The organism is Herbaspirillum sp. ST 5-3 (assembly GCF_004804275.1).
Taxonomy (GTDB): Bacteria; Pseudomonadota; Gammaproteobacteria; order Burkholderiales; family Burkholderiaceae_D; genus Noviherbaspirillum.
Map to the genome: position 1 here is coordinate 1 of NZ_STGI01000025.1, position 14,730 is coordinate 14,730.

At 55.5% G+C, this 14,730-nt stretch carries 19 protein-coding genes and 1 pseudogene; 14 read left to right on the top strand and 6 right to left on the bottom strand.

The genetic code is table 11. From position 1 onward, the window contains the following. The 14 genes and pseudogenes from E6W33_RS27210 to E6W33_RS26575 form a co-directional block, all read left to right on the top strand. Positions 1-352, top strand: a pseudogene (locus E6W33_RS27210) (hypothetical protein); the annotation flags it as partial. 3 nt (positions 353-355) lie between these two features. Then, on the top strand, positions 356-850 hold the full coding sequence (locus E6W33_RS26520; RefSeq protein WP_136420391.1) for a hypothetical protein: 495 nt from the start codon (positions 356-358) through the stop codon (positions 848-850). Then, a complete protein-coding gene (locus tag E6W33_RS26525) occupies positions 851-2,404 on the top strand; it encodes a hypothetical protein (RefSeq protein WP_136420392.1) in 1,554 nt (517 codons plus the stop codon). Then, entirely contained in the window at positions 2,404-2,652 is a 249-nt protein-coding gene (locus E6W33_RS26530) for a hypothetical protein (protein WP_136420393.1), read from the top strand. Before E6W33_RS26525 ends, E6W33_RS26530 begins: the two co-directional genes overlap by 1 nt. Before the next feature lie 61 nt (positions 2,653-2,713). After that, positions 2,714-5,443 carry a hypothetical protein gene (locus E6W33_RS26535; RefSeq protein ID WP_136420394.1) on the top strand — a complete coding sequence of 910 codons (2,730 nt, stop codon included), beginning with the start codon at positions 2,714-2,716 and terminating at the stop codon, positions 5,441-5,443. Positions 5,444-5,455: 12 nt separating this feature from the next. Continuing rightward, complete coding sequence (locus E6W33_RS26540) at positions 5,456-6,985, top strand: hypothetical protein (RefSeq protein ID WP_136420395.1); 1,530 nt, start codon at positions 5,456-5,458, stop codon at positions 6,983-6,985. Next, complete coding sequence (locus E6W33_RS26545) at positions 6,972-9,146, top strand: hypothetical protein (RefSeq protein WP_136420396.1); 2,175 nt, start codon at positions 6,972-6,974, stop codon at positions 9,144-9,146. The genes E6W33_RS26540 and E6W33_RS26545 overlap by 14 nt, the downstream gene beginning before the upstream one ends. A 212-nt stretch (positions 9,147-9,358) precedes the next feature. Further along, positions 9,359-9,856: a hypothetical protein gene (locus E6W33_RS26550; RefSeq protein WP_136420397.1), complete on the top strand. Its 498-nt coding sequence runs from the start codon at positions 9,359-9,361 to the stop codon at positions 9,854-9,856. A 63-nt stretch (positions 9,857-9,919) separates the two neighbouring features. Continuing rightward, entirely contained in the window at positions 9,920-10,141 is a 222-nt protein-coding gene (locus E6W33_RS26555; RefSeq protein WP_136420398.1) for a holin, read from the top strand. After that, the gene (locus E6W33_RS26560) at positions 10,128-10,589 is read left to right on the top strand and encodes a lysozyme (RefSeq protein WP_136420399.1); all 462 of its coding nucleotides are present in this window, start codon (positions 10,128-10,130) and stop codon (positions 10,587-10,589) included. The genes E6W33_RS26555 and E6W33_RS26560 overlap by 14 nt, the downstream gene beginning before the upstream one ends. Continuing rightward, positions 10,586-10,747: a hypothetical protein gene (locus tag E6W33_RS27215; RefSeq protein WP_168798782.1), complete on the top strand. Its 162-nt coding sequence runs from the start codon at positions 10,586-10,588 to the stop codon at positions 10,745-10,747. Before E6W33_RS26560 ends, E6W33_RS27215 begins: the two co-directional genes overlap by 4 nt. Positions 10,748-10,749: 2 nt before the next feature. Further along, positions 10,750-11,205, top strand: coding sequence for a DUF2514 family protein (locus tag E6W33_RS26565; protein WP_136420400.1), 456 nt, complete (start codon positions 10,750-10,752; stop codon positions 11,203-11,205). A gap of 8 nt (positions 11,206-11,213) precedes the next feature. Continuing rightward, complete coding sequence (locus E6W33_RS26570; protein ID WP_136420401.1) at positions 11,214-11,420, top strand: hypothetical protein; 207 nt, start codon at positions 11,214-11,216, stop codon at positions 11,418-11,420. Then, positions 11,417-12,637 carry a hypothetical protein gene (locus E6W33_RS26575; protein WP_136420402.1) on the top strand — a complete coding sequence of 407 codons (1,221 nt, stop codon included), beginning with the start codon at positions 11,417-11,419 and terminating at the stop codon, positions 12,635-12,637. The genes E6W33_RS26570 and E6W33_RS26575 overlap by 4 nt, the downstream gene beginning before the upstream one ends. A gap of 217 nt (positions 12,638-12,854) precedes the next feature. Here E6W33_RS26575 and E6W33_RS26580 read toward each other — a convergent pair whose 3' ends face one another. From E6W33_RS26580 to E6W33_RS26605, 6 genes are read right to left on the bottom strand one after another with little or no spacing between them, the layout of a single operon-like run. Continuing rightward, positions 12,855-13,061, bottom strand: coding sequence for a hypothetical protein (locus E6W33_RS26580; protein ID WP_136420403.1), 207 nt, complete (start codon positions 13,059-13,061; stop codon positions 12,855-12,857). A gap of 9 nt (positions 13,062-13,070) precedes the next feature. Continuing rightward, the gene (locus E6W33_RS26585; protein WP_136420404.1) at positions 13,071-13,553 is read right to left on the bottom strand and encodes a hypothetical protein; all 483 of its coding nucleotides are present in this window, start codon (positions 13,551-13,553) and stop codon (positions 13,071-13,073) included. Continuing rightward, positions 13,543-13,722 (bottom strand): hypothetical protein, encoded by a 180-nt coding sequence (locus tag E6W33_RS26590; RefSeq protein ID WP_136420405.1) that lies wholly within the window; start codon positions 13,720-13,722, stop codon positions 13,543-13,545. The genes E6W33_RS26585 and E6W33_RS26590 overlap by 11 nt, the downstream gene beginning before the upstream one ends. Beyond that, positions 13,722-13,931 (bottom strand): hypothetical protein, encoded by a 210-nt coding sequence (locus E6W33_RS26595; protein WP_136420406.1) that lies wholly within the window; start codon positions 13,929-13,931, stop codon positions 13,722-13,724. The genes E6W33_RS26590 and E6W33_RS26595 overlap by 1 nt, the downstream gene beginning before the upstream one ends. Continuing rightward, positions 13,928-14,140, bottom strand: coding sequence for a hypothetical protein (locus E6W33_RS26600; RefSeq protein ID WP_136420407.1), 213 nt, complete (start codon positions 14,138-14,140; stop codon positions 13,928-13,930). Before E6W33_RS26600 ends, E6W33_RS26595 begins: the two co-directional genes overlap by 4 nt. After that, the gene (locus E6W33_RS26605) at positions 14,140-14,661 is read right to left on the bottom strand and encodes a hypothetical protein (protein ID WP_211097441.1); all 522 of its coding nucleotides are present in this window, start codon (positions 14,659-14,661) and stop codon (positions 14,140-14,142) included. Before E6W33_RS26605 ends, E6W33_RS26600 begins: the two co-directional genes overlap by 1 nt. Positions 14,662-14,730 lie beyond the last annotated feature (69 nt).

Below are 14,730 nucleotides of genomic sequence, written 5' to 3' on the forward strand. Positions count from 1 at the left end.
TACGGGGATCGAATGGATCACGGTTCCGTACGTCGCGCCTATTGCGGCAGTTCCAGATGTCGCGGAAAGCGAAACGGCGTGGCTGATCGACATCGGCCCGTTCTTCGACCGCTTCGATGCTTCCGGCGTATCCTCAATGAGCATCCTGAGCAGTGTCGATGTGCAGGTGCAGGCGCTGGTCAAGAACGTCATGGCGCGCAAGTGGATTGACTTGAAGCGCGCCGATCTGCCGCAGATGATGGACTTGCTCATCTCGAAAGGTCTGCTGACGGCGGAGCAGAAGAGCTACATCCTGACGACGCCATTGGCACCGGAAGAAAATCTCGCACTGCGCAAACTGTATTTCTCCTGAGCCATGAGCGCCGTCACCATTCGATTCACGACGCGCTGGCCGCCGAATGTGGGAAGTCTAGTTATTGCGCGGCTCAGCGGATCAAAGCAGTTCAGTCACACGATGGCAATCATTGGAAACCGCGCCTATGAGGCGTCAATGACACATGGATGCCGCGCTGTTGATCTGGCGGAGGCAATGCAGGGTATCGCGTTCTACCAAGATATGGCGGTTCCAGTGCCTGATATTGAGGGCGCAGTTGCGTTCGGTGAGGCTCAGCATGGGAAGCCGTACGATTGGTTAGGCGCGCTTGGCATACCGCTTCTGATGTCCGAAGATTGGGCGGATAACAGCAAATGGTGGTGCAGCGAACTCAACTTCGCACAGATCGCAGCCGGTGGATTGTGGTTGCTCGATCCGGATGAAAAGAAGCGCGTAACGCCGAACGACCTGCGGCAGTGCAACTATCAGAAATCACAAATCAAACCCGCTTCGGCGGGTTTTTCTTTGGGCAGATAAATGGCATTCATTCCGATTAAAGATGCTGGCGCAATCGGCATCATCAGGGACGCTTTTGCCCATGAATTGCCGATTAACGCATGGAACGCCGGGAATAACGTTCGATTCTCCGACGGATACATAGAGCGTATCAAAGGGCATTCAAGCATTTACGGGACGCCTTCCGTTGAGCCGTATTTCATCCTGCCGTATAGCTCAGGATCTGGCCGTCAGTGGATCTATGCCGGCGCTGCAAAAGCCTATTCCGTGTCAGTGGCAACGCATACGAATATCACGCGCCAAACAGCCGGCGTAGATGTCGATTACTCGGCAACTGCGGATAACGTTTGGTCTGGTGGCGTGTTGAGCGGCATCGCAATTCTGAATAATGGCACGGACGTTCCGCAGCAGTACGCGGGAAGCGGGAAAGCGGCAGACCTGAGTAATTGGCCGTCAACGGTGCGCTGCAAGTCTCTGCGCCCGTTTGAAAACTACCTCGTTGCGATGAATCTGACGATTTCCGGCTCATCCAAGCCGCACCGCGTCCGCGTGTCGCATCCTGCTGATCCTGGTTCCGTTCCCGTTTCATGGGATGAGACGGATCAAACCAAGGATGTCGTTGAATTCGATCTGGCAGCCACGCAAGACAGGCTGATTGACGGCGCAACGATGGGCGATTCCTTTTGGTTATACAAGGAGTCAAGCATTTACCGCATGACGCCGAATGGCTCCAGCAGCATTTTTACCGTCTCAGACCCGATTTCGCGCACGGCTGGCGCATTGGCGCTGAATTGCATCGCGCCGTTCCCTGGTGGGCATCTTGTGCTTGGTCAGGGCGACATTTTCATCAATAACGGCGGTGGAATCGAAAGCGTCATCACATCTCGCATGAAGCGGTGGCTGAAATCGACCATCGATCCGACTTATTACACGCGGTCTTTCGTCGTCGCACATCCCTACAACAACGAAATCTGGATCGGCCTTGTTCAGAACGGCGCAACGGTGCCGAATGTGGCAATGATTTGGAGCTGGTCGGATAACACATGGACATTCCGCGACCTTCCGAATGCGCATTACGCCGCTGCTGGCGTGATCGATGCGTTAGCCGCCGACACGATTGATGACATGGCGGGAACGATCGACACCGACACCGATTTGATGGATTTCACGGATTTTTCGGAGGCGTCGCAGCGCCTGATCCTCGCCAGTACAAACACCAAGCTTTACCTGACCGATACGACAACGCAATTTGACGGAACTGACTTCACTGCATTTGTGGAGCGCACCGGGTTGGATTTTGACGCGCCGGAAATGGTGAAGATGGTTCTCTCGATTCGTCCGATTTTCGAGGGCGGTGTTGGCGATACGGTGTCGATCTATGTCGGCGGGTCGGATGACGCCGAAACGGATCCAGCCTATGGCGATCCCGTCACCTTCACGATTGGAACAGACCGTCAAGCAGATGTGATGAGCCTTGGTTATCGATTTCTTGCGCTCAAGATCGAATCCAGCGCGTCCGCAACGTGGCGATTGAAGAGCTACACGGCGGAAGTGGAAACGCTTGGGGAATATTAATGGGCTACGAATTTGGAAACGTGCCGAACGATCCGGCGCAAATCCCCGATTTCCTGCGGAGTGAGCTCAAGAAGATACAGCTTGCGATGAACGGCAGGCAAGAGCGCGTTCGCTTCGATGTGCTGCACCGTGAGCCGGAAAGACCGCGCGACGGCGACGAGGCCGAGGCAGATGGAAGTGATTGGAATCCGGGAAGCGGAGCGGGGAGATACGTGTACCGCTCGGGCGCATGGGTATTTCTAGGCTAAGACAGATTTGAATTCAACAAGGGCACCTTCGGGTGCCTTTTTTATTGGGTAAGGGCGAAACATGGCAATCGATTTCTCTCAACTACGCTGGGACGACATCATCAACCAAGCGCGTCAAGATTGGTTGCAGCAGACGGGGACGGATACCGGCAACGGTGGGGTGGATCAATTTAACGGCGCGACGACCAATATTGGCGGCACGCAAGCGCAGATCATGCTGAATGATATGCCGTATGCCGGAAACTTTCTAGGCACCCAAGGATGGGGAGCTGAAGGGCGGCCAGATTATGCGGTGCAGAACGCAGAGGGTCTGTACACGGTCCCCTTGAATTCGGACTACGCGTGGAATAACGCCATCTTCAATATGCCGAATCCGGGCTATGTGGCTCCGGATGGCACGACTGATTGGAACTTCACGCTTGGGCGTGGCGAGGACGGCGGCGTTACTGCCACTCCGTACAAGAGGACGAACGGCGTTCCAGCGGGCATGCTCGCAGTGTTGGCTGCTCCATTGATGGCGGCCTATGGCCCTAGCTTGTTTGGCGCAGAGGCTGGTGCTGGCGCTGGTGCAGGTGCCGCTGGATGGACATCCGGATTCGATCTCCCTATGGGGGCTGATCTGTTGGGCATGACTGGAGCAGCCAGCCCCGGTGCTATCGCAGGATTGACTAGCGGCGCTGGTGGTTCTGTTGGTTCATCTGCTGCTGGAGCTGGAGATTTCCTGTCTTCCATCGGCATTGATCCGGCTTCGATTTCTCAATTTACGCCGGCAACCGAAGCCGATTTCGCTTCGATGGGGCTAGGCGATATTTTGGGGAACACCGGGATGACGGCGGCAGAAGAACTTGCTGCAAGCAATATCGTTCCAGCAGGTACCCCGGCGACTCCTGCGTCTGCGGCGGACGTCGCGGCGACTTATGGAGGCGTTGGTGGAGGCACCATCCCCAATCTAGGCGGCGTCGCATCCACTGCCGGCAATCTTCTTAATAGTAGGCTTGGTGCTGCCGCTCTCGGCGCATTGGCTGGCGGGACCTCTGGCGGCGCAAGCAGCGCTGGCAATCAAACTATCACCACCCAGCAGCAGATTGACCCGCGCATGGCGCAGATCCTCTATGGATCGAACGGCGATAACGGATTCCTCTCCCAAATCCTCGGGCAAGCGAATCGCCCACAGTCGGCAGGCATTGCCACGCTCGGATCGGGCGTCGATAGCTACCTTGGCAGCAATGGCTTGAGCCAAATGCAAGGCTCGGCGCAGGCCGCAAGCAACCTCCAAAACAGCAGCATCAGCAATCCGACAATGAGCGCGGCATCGATGAGCGCGCCGCAGGCTATGCAAGCGGCATCCGCTCAGGCTCCATCTGCAATGCAATCGTCTGTAATGCAGACTCCGCAGGCTATGCAAGCGTCATCCGTTGGCGTCACTCCTGCGATGCAAGCTGCTGCGCTCAATGCGCCGGAATCAATGCGCGCCGCCTCCGCGAATGCACCGAGGGGTATGTCTGCGGCGCTCTCGACTGCAGCACAAGTCAACGCGCCGGGGCAAAACAACACGAATCTTGCGCCAGCCTATCAGGATATGGTCTACGGGCAAGCCGGGAATAATCCGTATCTGACCGGAGCGATTCAGAAGGGCATCAACCAAAGTAACAATGCCTTCGGAAACATGCTCACCGATGCGACGAAGGCAACGCAAGGCGTCCTTGGACAGATTCGCGGCGGCGCGCAGTTGAGCGGTCAATATGGTGGCAATCGTCAGGGTATCGCAGAAGGTCAAGCGCTCGACAGCTTCAATACGAACATCAGCCGCGCATTGTCACAGTTCGGACAGAACAACACGGATGCCGCCGTAGCTGCTCAAGCTGGAGCCTATGACGCCGACCGTAATCGTGCACTGAACGCAATGCAGGGCTTGGGCGCGCAACAGTATGGCGTCGCATCGCAGAACGCTGGATTTCAGCAACAAACCGGATTGGCGAACCAGGGCGCTCAGAATCAGGCGGCGCAAACCAATTACCAAGGCCAATTGCAGACAAATCTCAGCAACGCGGCGATGGCGCAGCAGGCGAACCAGGCGAACCTGCAGGCACAGATGCAGGCCGCTCTCGCGCAGCAGCAAGCGCAACAACAGGCAAATGCATCCAACTATCAGGGTGGATTGCAGACGAATCTTGCAAACGCTGGCTATCAGCAGCAAGCAAATGCAGCCAATTACCAAGGCGGCCTTACAGCGAATCAAGTCAACGCTACTAATCAACAACAGGCGAACGCAACCAATTACCAAGGTGGATTGCAGACGAATCTTGCGAATGCTGGCTATCAGCAGGGCGCGAATCAGACGAATTATCAAGGTGGCTTGCAGACGAACCAGCAAAACGCAGGGCTTCAGCAGCAAGCGAATCAAAGCAATTTGCAATCACAACTCTCGACGAATCAGCTTAACTCGGCGAATCAAATTGCAGGCATCGGCGCGAATTCAAACCTGCTCAACCAAGCGTATAACATGGGCACGAACAACGACGCCTATTCGCTAAATCAACTTGGGCAAGTCAGCAACATGATTCATCCATACACTGGATTGGGCGCGTCCAGCACGCAGACATCTCCGCTGTATCAGAACACGACCGGAAATATCTTGAGCGGAGCAACGGCGGGCCTTGGTCTGTGGAACGCGGTGAACCAATCGGGGATGCTTGGGGGCGGTGGCGGGTTCAATAACTGGCTCGGCAATAACGCGGATGTCATGAACACGACTGGCTTAGGATGGTCTGATCTGGCGAGTGCATTTTAATTAGGGGCGAACATGGGAATTTTTGATGCAGCATTCAGCAATCCCGAGACATTGGGATTGCTCTCCGCAGCAGCGCAAGGGCTGCAAATGTCAGGCCCATCGAGAACGCCGGTAAGCACCGGGCAGGTGATCGCGGCAATGCTTGGGGGAGGGGCAAATGGCTACGCATCCGGCCTGAAGATGCAGCAGGATCAAGAGGATCGCAAGCTGGAAATTGAATTGCGCAGGGCGCAGATGCAGAAGCTGCTGACTGACGCTGCGCAGAAACAGAAGCTGCAGGATTTCATCACAAGCCGATTCACTGGAACCGCACCGCCTACTCAGGCGTCCGGAAGTACTGGCGCGGCAGGGGGTGCGGCCGCACCGTCTTCTGGCATGCCGTCCGCTGGAGGTGCCGCGCCTGGATTTCCATTCTCCTTCAACGACACAGTGGCGCTCCATGCGCTTGGCGGCCCCAATCTCATGGACGCATACAAGATCGCGACCGATCCGACGAAGTTAGAAGGCGGCAGTACATACAAGAGCCGAGTTGACGGATCGGAACGCTATATCCCGAAGATGGGCGAAGGCATGATTCCGAACGCGAGCGGGGTTATTGCGCCCGCGCCCGGATATGTCGATACAGTTGCCGCAATTGAAGGGGCGAAGCAAGGCGCTACCGAACGCCAAAAGGCGGCATATGACCCGCTACCGCTTGGATATGCGTCTCCTGATGGTCGTCCGCTTGGTGGGACGCGCCTTGATTACGTTCGTGGCTCACAAGTTCCTGCGCAGCCGCGCGGAGAAGGTCTTGACCTGTCGCGCTTGACTCCTGAGCAGCAAGCCTTTTTGCAAAAGCAGGATCCGGAAGCGTTTTCTAATGGTGTCGCACATCTCGTCTCGTCGCAGGTTGACCCGCAAGCGCAAGGGGCACTGCAGTCGGAGGCGGAGAAGGTAGCTCAGGTTGAGGGCGCAAAGGCACTGATTGATGTCGAAAAGGATCGCCTAAAAAACCTTCAAGAGCAGAATCGAAAAGACACACGACTCTATGGGCAGATGAGTTCCGCCATTCCGATGGCGCGAGAACTTCTCAGCAAGGCGACCGGAAGTGGGGCGGGGGCTTTGGCCGATACGGCCTTGGGATTCTTCGGAAAAAGCACCGAATCAGGCAATGCTGCAAACCAGCTCGATACATTATCTGGCTGGATGACTGCGAACGTTCCCCGCATGGAGGGGCCGCAGTCTGACCGCGACGTTATCCAATACAAGCAAATGGCTGCGATGGTCGGCGATCGGACAAAGCCGGTATCTGCGCGATTGGCGGCATTGGATACGCTTGAAGCGCTGCAAAATAAGTACGCATCCGTGAACAATGTTACTGCGGCATCACCGCAAAACGATGCTCAACCAGCAGCACCTAAGACATGGAAAGATTTCGGTTATGGCAATCAGCAGGCCGCAATCCGCGACGCACAAAACGCCATCATGCGCAATCCGTCCGCAAAAGCCGAAGTAATCCGCAGGCTTGAAGCCTCAGGCATCACCAACCATGGGATTCGATAATATGGGAATGTTCGATGATCTGACGCCACAAGCCAGCAACACCGGAGGAATGTTTGCCGATCTTGTCGAAAACAAGAAGGCAGAACCGCTCGGCCAGCGTCTCAACCGTGAAATTGCAGCTATCCCGCGACAAGTTGGCTTGACCGCGCGTCATGGTATCGAGGGTGTTGGGGATACGCTTGACTTTTTATCTAGCCCGATTCGCGCAGGCTTGAACGCAATTCTGCCAAATAGATCGTCAGACGTTCCCGGAGAAGCGCCCAGCGCCGCTATCCCTGCTGGTAGTGGCCGTTATATTGCCGATCTGATCGGATTGCCGAAGCCGGAAACTGCTACAGAGCGCGGTGTTGGCGATGCTGCCCGCTTGATGGCCGGCGGTGGCGGAATGCTTGGGCTGGCATCCAAGGCGGCAAATGCCACAACAGGAACGGCGCAGGCTGTTAGCAAGCTGATGGCGGCGAATCCGCTTCAGCAGATTGTATCGGCGGGCGCTGCGGGTGGGGCGGGCGGAGCTGTGCGCGAAACAGGTGGCAATGACGCATCGCAACTATTGGCATCATTGGCTGCAGGCATTGCCGCCCCGATGGCGCTCAATAAGACGCAGCAAATCGGCATGGCGGCGAAGAATGCATTTGAACGCGCTACAACTCCTGCGCAAGCGGCAAATGCGCAGATTGACATCCATATCAATAATGCGCTGAGAGACAGTGGGATGACGATGCAAGACCTTCCCGCCAACTTGCAGGCAGGGATCAGGGCAGATGTTCAAACGGCGCTGAAAACAGGCGGCAATCTGTCGCCAGATGCAATCCGCAGGCTTGCTGATTACCGTCTGACTGGAACCACGCCGACAGCCGCAACCCTGACACTAGATCCGGCCATGGTGTCGCAACAAAAGAACCTGGCGAAGCTTGGCATCAACAGCAAGGACGCCATTGCACAACAACTCGGGCAGACTGAAAACGCAAATAATCGACAATTGATCGCCGGGCTAAATGAGCTTGGCGCGAACACGTCAGATGACGCATTGGCGGGTGGGCAAAGGGTAATAGATGCGCTTGCCGCAAGGAACGCGCGTGAGCAGGGACTGATAAGCGCTCAATATGCCGCTGCTCGCGACACAAGCGGGCGCAGTGCAGCGCTTGACCCTCGCGCATTTACCGACCGCGCTGGGGAGCTCCTGCATGAAGCTAACGTTGAAAGCTTCCTTACCCCGGATATACGGACCAAGCTTAATGGCTTTGCTGGCGGCGATATACCTTTGACAGTTGAAATTGCTGAACAATTCAAAACAAATCTTGGAAAGATTCAGCGTAACAGCACTGATGGGAACGTGCGTCATGCGCTTGGGCTTGTTCGTCAGGCTCTTGACGATACCCCGCTATTAAATGGGCAGGCGCCAGCAGCTGTAAATGGCGGATTCCAATTAAAGACGGTTGGCGGGCTGCCAAGTGAACCCAGTCCAAGCTTGGGGCGGGAGTCAATCGACGCATTCAACAGTGCGCGCCGCCTTAATCGCGAATGGATGCAGACCGTAGATCGCACGCCAGCCCTGCAAGCTGTTCGTGATGGTATCGAGCCTGATAAATTTGTTCAGCAATTCATCGTTGGCAATGGATCAAACGCCAATACGATGGATCTGGCGATGCTAAGAAATGCAGTTAGGGAATATCCTGATGCGATGACGGCTATTAAGACGCAAATCACGTCTCACTTGAAAAGGGCCGCGCTCAACAATGCCGCCGATGAAGTGGGCAATTTCAGCCAGTCCAGCTACAACAAGGCGCTGAAAGCGATCGGCGATCGCAAGCTTTCCATGTTCTTCCAGCCTGACGAAGTGGCGCAATTGAAGGCGATTGGCCGGGTGGCGAGCTATGAGCAGTTCCAGCCGAAGGGGTCTGCGGTCAATAATTCAAACACTGCAGGCGCCGCTATTTCTACGATATTAGATCGGATTGCCGAAAGTCCGCTACTGAGCAAAATCCCGCTCGGTCAATACATTTCCGGTCCTGCGCAGAATATTTCAGTGGGGATGCGAGCAAATCAGGCGATGAATGTGCCGAGTGCATTAATAGCGCCCCGTATTCCAATGGCTAATCAGCCGGCAGGATTGTTGATGTCTCCTGCCATTTTTGGATTGCCGAGCAGTGAGGAACGGTAACTATTTTTTGCGCGACCAAAGCCAAGCATTGATCAGCATCGCCAAAAAAGCCCCCAGCATGATTGGGTCGTAGTGCATTGATCGCCCGGCTCCAAATTGGCCAAAATTTCATTATACACAACCAAGCTTACAGACCGCCTTCGGGCGGTTTTAGCTTTGCACGCGCTCATGCTGCCAATTGCGCTCCATCAACAACACTTGCCATGACTACTATGTGGAAACTTGCCTACCCGTTTCTCGCGATCGCTGATCTTCTGTCGTCACTAATCGCCCTCACGCTCATCAACTGGTGGGCGCCGCTCTTTGCGACGAAGGACGCGCACTTGCCGCGCTGGCTGGCGTGGTTCGACACCTTCGATGCTGATTTGGACACCGGCAACAGAGAGCTTGGGTGGAATGCTGGCTATTGGGGCCGCGTGCGCTGGCTGAATCGTAATCACAGTTACGGGTTCAGCTATTGGGCCTTGGGAATTCCGTTCGATCCCGCTAAGTGGGCTGTGCAGGAATATCGCTCAGAAGGCGGCGAGACATTATTCAAAGCACGCAGCATTGACGGCCATTTCAACATCTACATGATCCGCTTCGGTATTCGACTGAAACTCGGCTGGAAAGCATGGAATATGTTCGACACCGCGACCGGCACATGGAAAACGCAGCCGTGGGGACCGGAGTGGCGAGTCCCGTTCGTCTTCTCGATCAGTAAAGCGTAACAACAAATTTTCATCAACGAGCCGCCGAAAGGCGGTTTTTTATTGCCATGAACAGGACATGACATGAGCAGACATACCGGGCCAGAAGTCACCAGCTACGCAGGGGCGGCAGTATCCGTTGCTTCATCACTCACATTAACCGAGATCGGCGTCATCGTCGGTATTGTGACGGCGTTGCTGACGTTTGCAGGCAACGCAGTTTATATGTACCGCAAAGACCGGCGCGAGCAGCGAGAGAGCGAAGAGCGTTTGCGCATGATGCGAGAAGGCCATGAATCCGCGTAACAAGGCCATTGCGCTCGCTACTGCGGGCCTATTGACCTTCGTCGGACTCCGCGAGGGTCGTGAGTATGTGGTTTACCAAGACGTGAACCACGTAGCCACGGTCTGCGACGGAATAACCGGGCCTGAAGTCATCGCCGGAAAGGTTTATACCGATGCTGAGTGCGACGCGCTGAAACAGAAGGCCATCGTCAAGCATGGCTCCGGCGTTCTCCAGTGCGTGACAGTCGAAATCAGCCAGTCCGAATACGAAGCCTACACATCATTTGCTTACAACGTAGGCGTCTCCGCGTTCTGTAAGTCCACGATGCTCCGCAAGCTGAATGCCGGTGACCATCGCGGCGCGTGCAACGAGTTCCCGAAATGGATCTATGCAGGCGGGAAGCGTTACAGAGGTCTTGAGCGTCGCAGGGCGGCAGAGCGTGAATTGTGTCTGAAAGGTCTGATATGAACCCGCTAACCCGTTTCCTCATCACCCTGCCAATCACCTTCCCTCTGATCGCCTTCGCTACATTCACCGACTTCCTGCTCACTCCGGTCAGAGGCCAGATCGGCAGCGATCCGGCAAAAGAGATTGCAGAGGCGGCATTCAAGATCGCGGGAGTCTAGCCATGTACCTCAGATTAGCCATTGCCGCAGTTGTCGCCGTCCTGCTGGCTGGTAGTCACTGGAAAGCCTACGTCATGGGCGGGGATGCTGTACGCGTTGAATGGCAGGCTGACAAGATGGCGCAAGCAGATGCTACCGCAGCCATTAACGAATCATACCGGCTCAAAGAACGGGCCATGTCCAAACAACTGGAGGAAGCGCGCAATGAAGCAACGAAACGTGAAACTGCTATCCGTACTGATGCTGACCGCGCTCGCAAGTCTGCTGACAGCCTGCGCGACGAACTCGCCTCAATCCGCGAGCAATTGCCCAGCCTTGCCGTCGATGCCGTCCGTCAGCGAGCCGATACCCTCGCAAGGGTACTTGACGAGTGCCAGCAAGACTATCGAGGCATGGCGGAAACGGCTGATCGACTTGAAAGCGACCGACAAACACTGATGGATGCGTGGCCTAAATAGGGGTGAGCATGGCAACTCGAAAGAAGGCGACTATCCAGATCGACGAGTCCGAACGCTGCGCCAACTGCAAGCACTTCGGCCTTGATGATGGCGAGAAGGTCTGCAAGGCGCATCCGCGTCAATTTGTCGCTGGTAACGATGGCGTGAGCATGTGTTATCCGCCTCATTTTGATGATGATGTTTGCGGGGAGTTCAAGCGCAAGGTGAACGCATGATTATCGATCCGAAGCTGAAAGAGTGGGCAACAGACCGGCAGGCGCAATACGTCGATGCAGTCAATAAGCACGGCTCCGGAGCGGCAGCAGCAAGGGCGCTAGGCGTCGCAAAGAATGCCGTCAATGAGTCAATTGCGGTGCTGCGGAAGAAAGCAGCAAGGCAAGGCTATGCCCCGGCGCACGACATGACTCGCACTGTACCTGATGGCTACTTAGTCAAGGGCGTTTCGACGTACTACGACGAAGCCGGGAAGCCTCGCGCTCAGTGGGTGAAAAGCGCGATCGATCCGGAGCGCATGGCGGAAATCATGCGTGAGACTGTTCAATCGTTTATCGAAGGCGTTCCGCGAATCGAGGTCAGCGACGGCCCGAAGGACTACAGCAAAGACGTGATCCCATGGATACAAATCGGTGACGCACACCTTGGCATGTTAGCCCACGCGTCAGAGATCGGCGAGAACTTCGACTTGCAGATTGCAGAGCGCGAAATGTGCGCGGCGATCGGCATATTGATTGACGAAATGCCGAATTGCGAACGCGCTGTGATAAACGACCTTGGCGATTTCACCCACGCCGAGAACTTCTCGGCCACCACCGAGGCATCAGGGAATTCCCTAGACGTGGATACGCGCTTTCCGAAGATGATCAAAGTCTATTCTCGCGTCCTGCGATTCATTGTGGACAAGACGCTGGAGAAGGCGCGGCACGTCGATGTAATCATCAACCAGGGCAACCATAGCCGAACGAATGATATTTGGGCTGCGGAGCTGCTGCGCGTCGCCTATGGGCACACTGGCCGCGTCCACATCCTGAACAACGATTCAGTCTTCATCGCGTACCGGATGGGCAATACATTGGTCATGACGCACCACTCGGACAAGTGCAGGCCGGCGCAACTTGCCCATGTGATGACGAACGATTTCCGCAAGGATTATGGCGAAACGGAATACCACTATATCGACGTGGGACATGTGCACCATGGCATGGTGATGAAGGAACACCCCGGCATTTTTGTGGAGTCGTTCAACCATTTGGCAGCACTCGATAAGTGGGCGCATGACTCAGGCTATCGCAACCGGAAATCAATCACGGTCGTGTTGCGTTCCAAGACATACGGGGAGATTGGTCGGCGCGTGCTACCTATCCAAGAGATCCGCGACAGGCTCCAGAGCGTCAAGCAGGAAACGCCGAGAGAGCGTGAAGTCTATACGGTGTAGCGTTCATAGACTTTAGGATCGAGAAAGTCTCAATTGAGACTAAAACCTCACGCTCGCCGGCCACCACTCATACACCTCAGCAGCCGAAATGAACCGAGTCCCGCCATCGCGGTAATAGAATCCCCGGTTATTCGCCGACCATTTTGCATCGAACTGGCGACCGTCTTGCAGGACGATGACGCATAGTTCTTCATGGTGCAGGCGGGTTAGGGCGGAATCACTCATCATCCAGACCTTTAACGTACTGTGTCCTGCGCGAAATCCGCTCGGGATCGACGTGCCGGCGCTCCCGATTTCCGCACACTAGAACGAGAATGGCGACGCGGCAGGGCTTGACCGCGAGCACGATGCCTGGGATCGGCTCCGTCTTCCCCTTGCTCGGGCTGTAGTGCCATGTCACCTTGTCGCCGGGGTGCCAGTTCATCGAGGTATTTTAGCTGTTCTGCTGGCGGGCGGCGTTGTGTGCAATCGCTTGGATCGGACAGTTTTGAAGGCTGCCCTTGCATTTTTCCTTGTATCGATCAACGCCGCAACTTGGGCAGATCAGAGTCGGCGTTATCGCTCCTCGGGCCTCGTCTATCGCCTCGTTAAAGCCGACAATGTCCTTCATTTCGCGCGCATGGCCCGATCGAGTTTCAAGACTCAAGCAGTCAATATTCGGGCCATCAAAGCCGATCTGGATGTTATGCCAGTTCTTGCGCAGCCACCGATACCGTTCCGCATCCCTTCGCGCCTCTTCCAGTTCGCGCTCAATCCTTTCTTTCTCGGCCAACAATTCGTTATAGTCGTTCGCCTCCCTAGAAAGTGTCTCTCGCATGTTGCGCTGCAACTGCTCGATGGCGTCTACGGCTTCCTCTGTCGGCGCATCAAGCGGATGATCTTCGCGCAGCCGCTTCTTCAGGTTTTCAAAGTTCATGGCGAATCATCCCAGCTTTCTGATATAGCTTTCCAAGCGATTCTGCCGCCTTTTCAAGTTCTTTTTGCATCAGGACTGCGGCAGGATGGTTAAGAATCAGCGAATCGAACATCTCGTTCAAGCAGTGGATGCGATCTAGCAACTCATGTTTGTGAAATTCGTCAATCATTATTCCTCCGTTAAAAACAGTTCCGGCTCACGCTCAATAATGCCACGCTCTCTCAGCCACGCACATTCACCCTCGTGGCCTGCATTGTCCAGCACAACGCCACCTTCCCGGTCGATTATCCTACGCAGCCTGCCGTCTCTGCCGTATCGCTCTATTGTGTAGCCGATCTGCTGCCAGCCCCAATTTGGGGAGTCGGGGAGGGCGGTCATTGGGGTTCCTTCTTGTAGAAGTAGCCATACTCAGCCAGCGCCTCATCGGTCGTGCAATTCCCAGCCGCTACTTGCTGGATGACGCACCAAAGCCAGTGCTCGCCAAGTTTTGGCTCAGCTTTGTGCAGGCCGCAATACGTGCGTAATATTGCCTGCTTTCCGCCACGATGCCACTCGACGCCTTTCAGCGGATCTTCTTTTCTTGACATCACCCCTCCACATCCGGCACATCCGGCATTTCGGGGCCGATAGGCTCGTACGTTGCCTCGAAAATATCGGGCTTGCAAGGGTACATCTCGCCCTTCACGCCGGTAATAATGAAGTCGCCGGGGCAGACACGATGTCCTTGCTCAAGCGTGTCAATCCAGCCGTGACCGTGGTGAGGCTCCCCGCATTGCTCGCAAAGACTATCCCCGGACACGTCAGGTCGGCGATAGTAGCGAACAACCTTGCCCTCGGTTTGCTTGTAATCCCAATAACGATCAAGATCTGTTGATGTCGGATTGGCGTAGCCAATCGGGTCATGGTCTAGCGGATGATCGCCGTTCTTGAACCACTGGTGCGCTTCAATTACAACCGGCTTCTTTCGGTATTGCATTCCATCCTCCCTGTAAGGGTGAAAAATCACTAAATTCCGGTCCGCAAAAAAGTTAACGTCCGCGCCAGCATTGGCTTTGCGGGCAGTCAAAATTCCCCAATTGCGGACCAAAAACCGGGCGGTAACCCGCATGAATCCTCAATTCTTTAATCAGCCTTCTAAGCTGAGGGTCGCAGGTTCGATTCCTGCTGGGCAGGCCAC

Coding starts and splice junctions, on each gene's coding strand:
- E6W33_RS26520 (WP_136420391.1), top strand. CDS start 356: ATGAGCGCCGTCACCATTCGATTCACGACGCGCTGGCCGCCGAATGTG.
- E6W33_RS26525 (WP_136420392.1), top strand. CDS start 851: ATGGCATTCATTCCGATTAAAGATGCTGGCGCAATCGGCATCATCAGG.
- E6W33_RS26530 (WP_136420393.1), top strand. CDS start 2,404: ATGGGCTACGAATTTGGAAACGTGCCGAACGATCCGGCGCAAATCCCC.
- E6W33_RS26535 (WP_136420394.1), top strand. CDS start 2,714: ATGGCAATCGATTTCTCTCAACTACGCTGGGACGACATCATCAACCAA.
- E6W33_RS26540 (WP_136420395.1), top strand. CDS start 5,456: ATGGGAATTTTTGATGCAGCATTCAGCAATCCCGAGACATTGGGATTG.
- E6W33_RS26545 (WP_136420396.1), top strand. CDS start 6,972: ATGGGATTCGATAATATGGGAATGTTCGATGATCTGACGCCACAAGCC.
- E6W33_RS26550 (WP_136420397.1), top strand. CDS start 9,359: ATGTGGAAACTTGCCTACCCGTTTCTCGCGATCGCTGATCTTCTGTCG.
- E6W33_RS26555 (WP_136420398.1), top strand. CDS start 9,920: ATGAGCAGACATACCGGGCCAGAAGTCACCAGCTACGCAGGGGCGGCA.
- E6W33_RS26560 (WP_136420399.1), top strand. CDS start 10,128: ATGAATCCGCGTAACAAGGCCATTGCGCTCGCTACTGCGGGCCTATTG.
- E6W33_RS27215 (WP_168798782.1), top strand. CDS start 10,586: ATGAACCCGCTAACCCGTTTCCTCATCACCCTGCCAATCACCTTCCCT.
- E6W33_RS26565 (WP_136420400.1), top strand. CDS start 10,750: ATGTACCTCAGATTAGCCATTGCCGCAGTTGTCGCCGTCCTGCTGGCT.
- E6W33_RS26570 (WP_136420401.1), top strand. CDS start 11,214: ATGGCAACTCGAAAGAAGGCGACTATCCAGATCGACGAGTCCGAACGC.
- E6W33_RS26575 (WP_136420402.1), top strand. CDS start 11,417: ATGATTATCGATCCGAAGCTGAAAGAGTGGGCAACAGACCGGCAGGCG.
- E6W33_RS26580 (WP_136420403.1), bottom strand. CDS start 13,061: ATGAACTGGCACCCCGGCGACAAGGTGACATGGCACTACAGCCCGAGC.
- E6W33_RS26585 (WP_136420404.1), bottom strand. CDS start 13,553: ATGAACTTTGAAAACCTGAAGAAGCGGCTGCGCGAAGATCATCCGCTT.
- E6W33_RS26590 (WP_136420405.1), bottom strand. CDS start 13,722: ATGATTGACGAATTTCACAAACATGAGTTGCTAGATCGCATCCACTGC.
- E6W33_RS26595 (WP_136420406.1), bottom strand. CDS start 13,931: ATGACCGCCCTCCCCGACTCCCCAAATTGGGGCTGGCAGCAGATCGGC.
- E6W33_RS26600 (WP_136420407.1), bottom strand. CDS start 14,140: ATGTCAAGAAAAGAAGATCCGCTGAAAGGCGTCGAGTGGCATCGTGGC.
- E6W33_RS26605 (WP_211097441.1), bottom strand. CDS start 14,661: ATGCGGGTTACCGCCCGGTTTTTGGTCCGCAATTGGGGAATTTTGACT.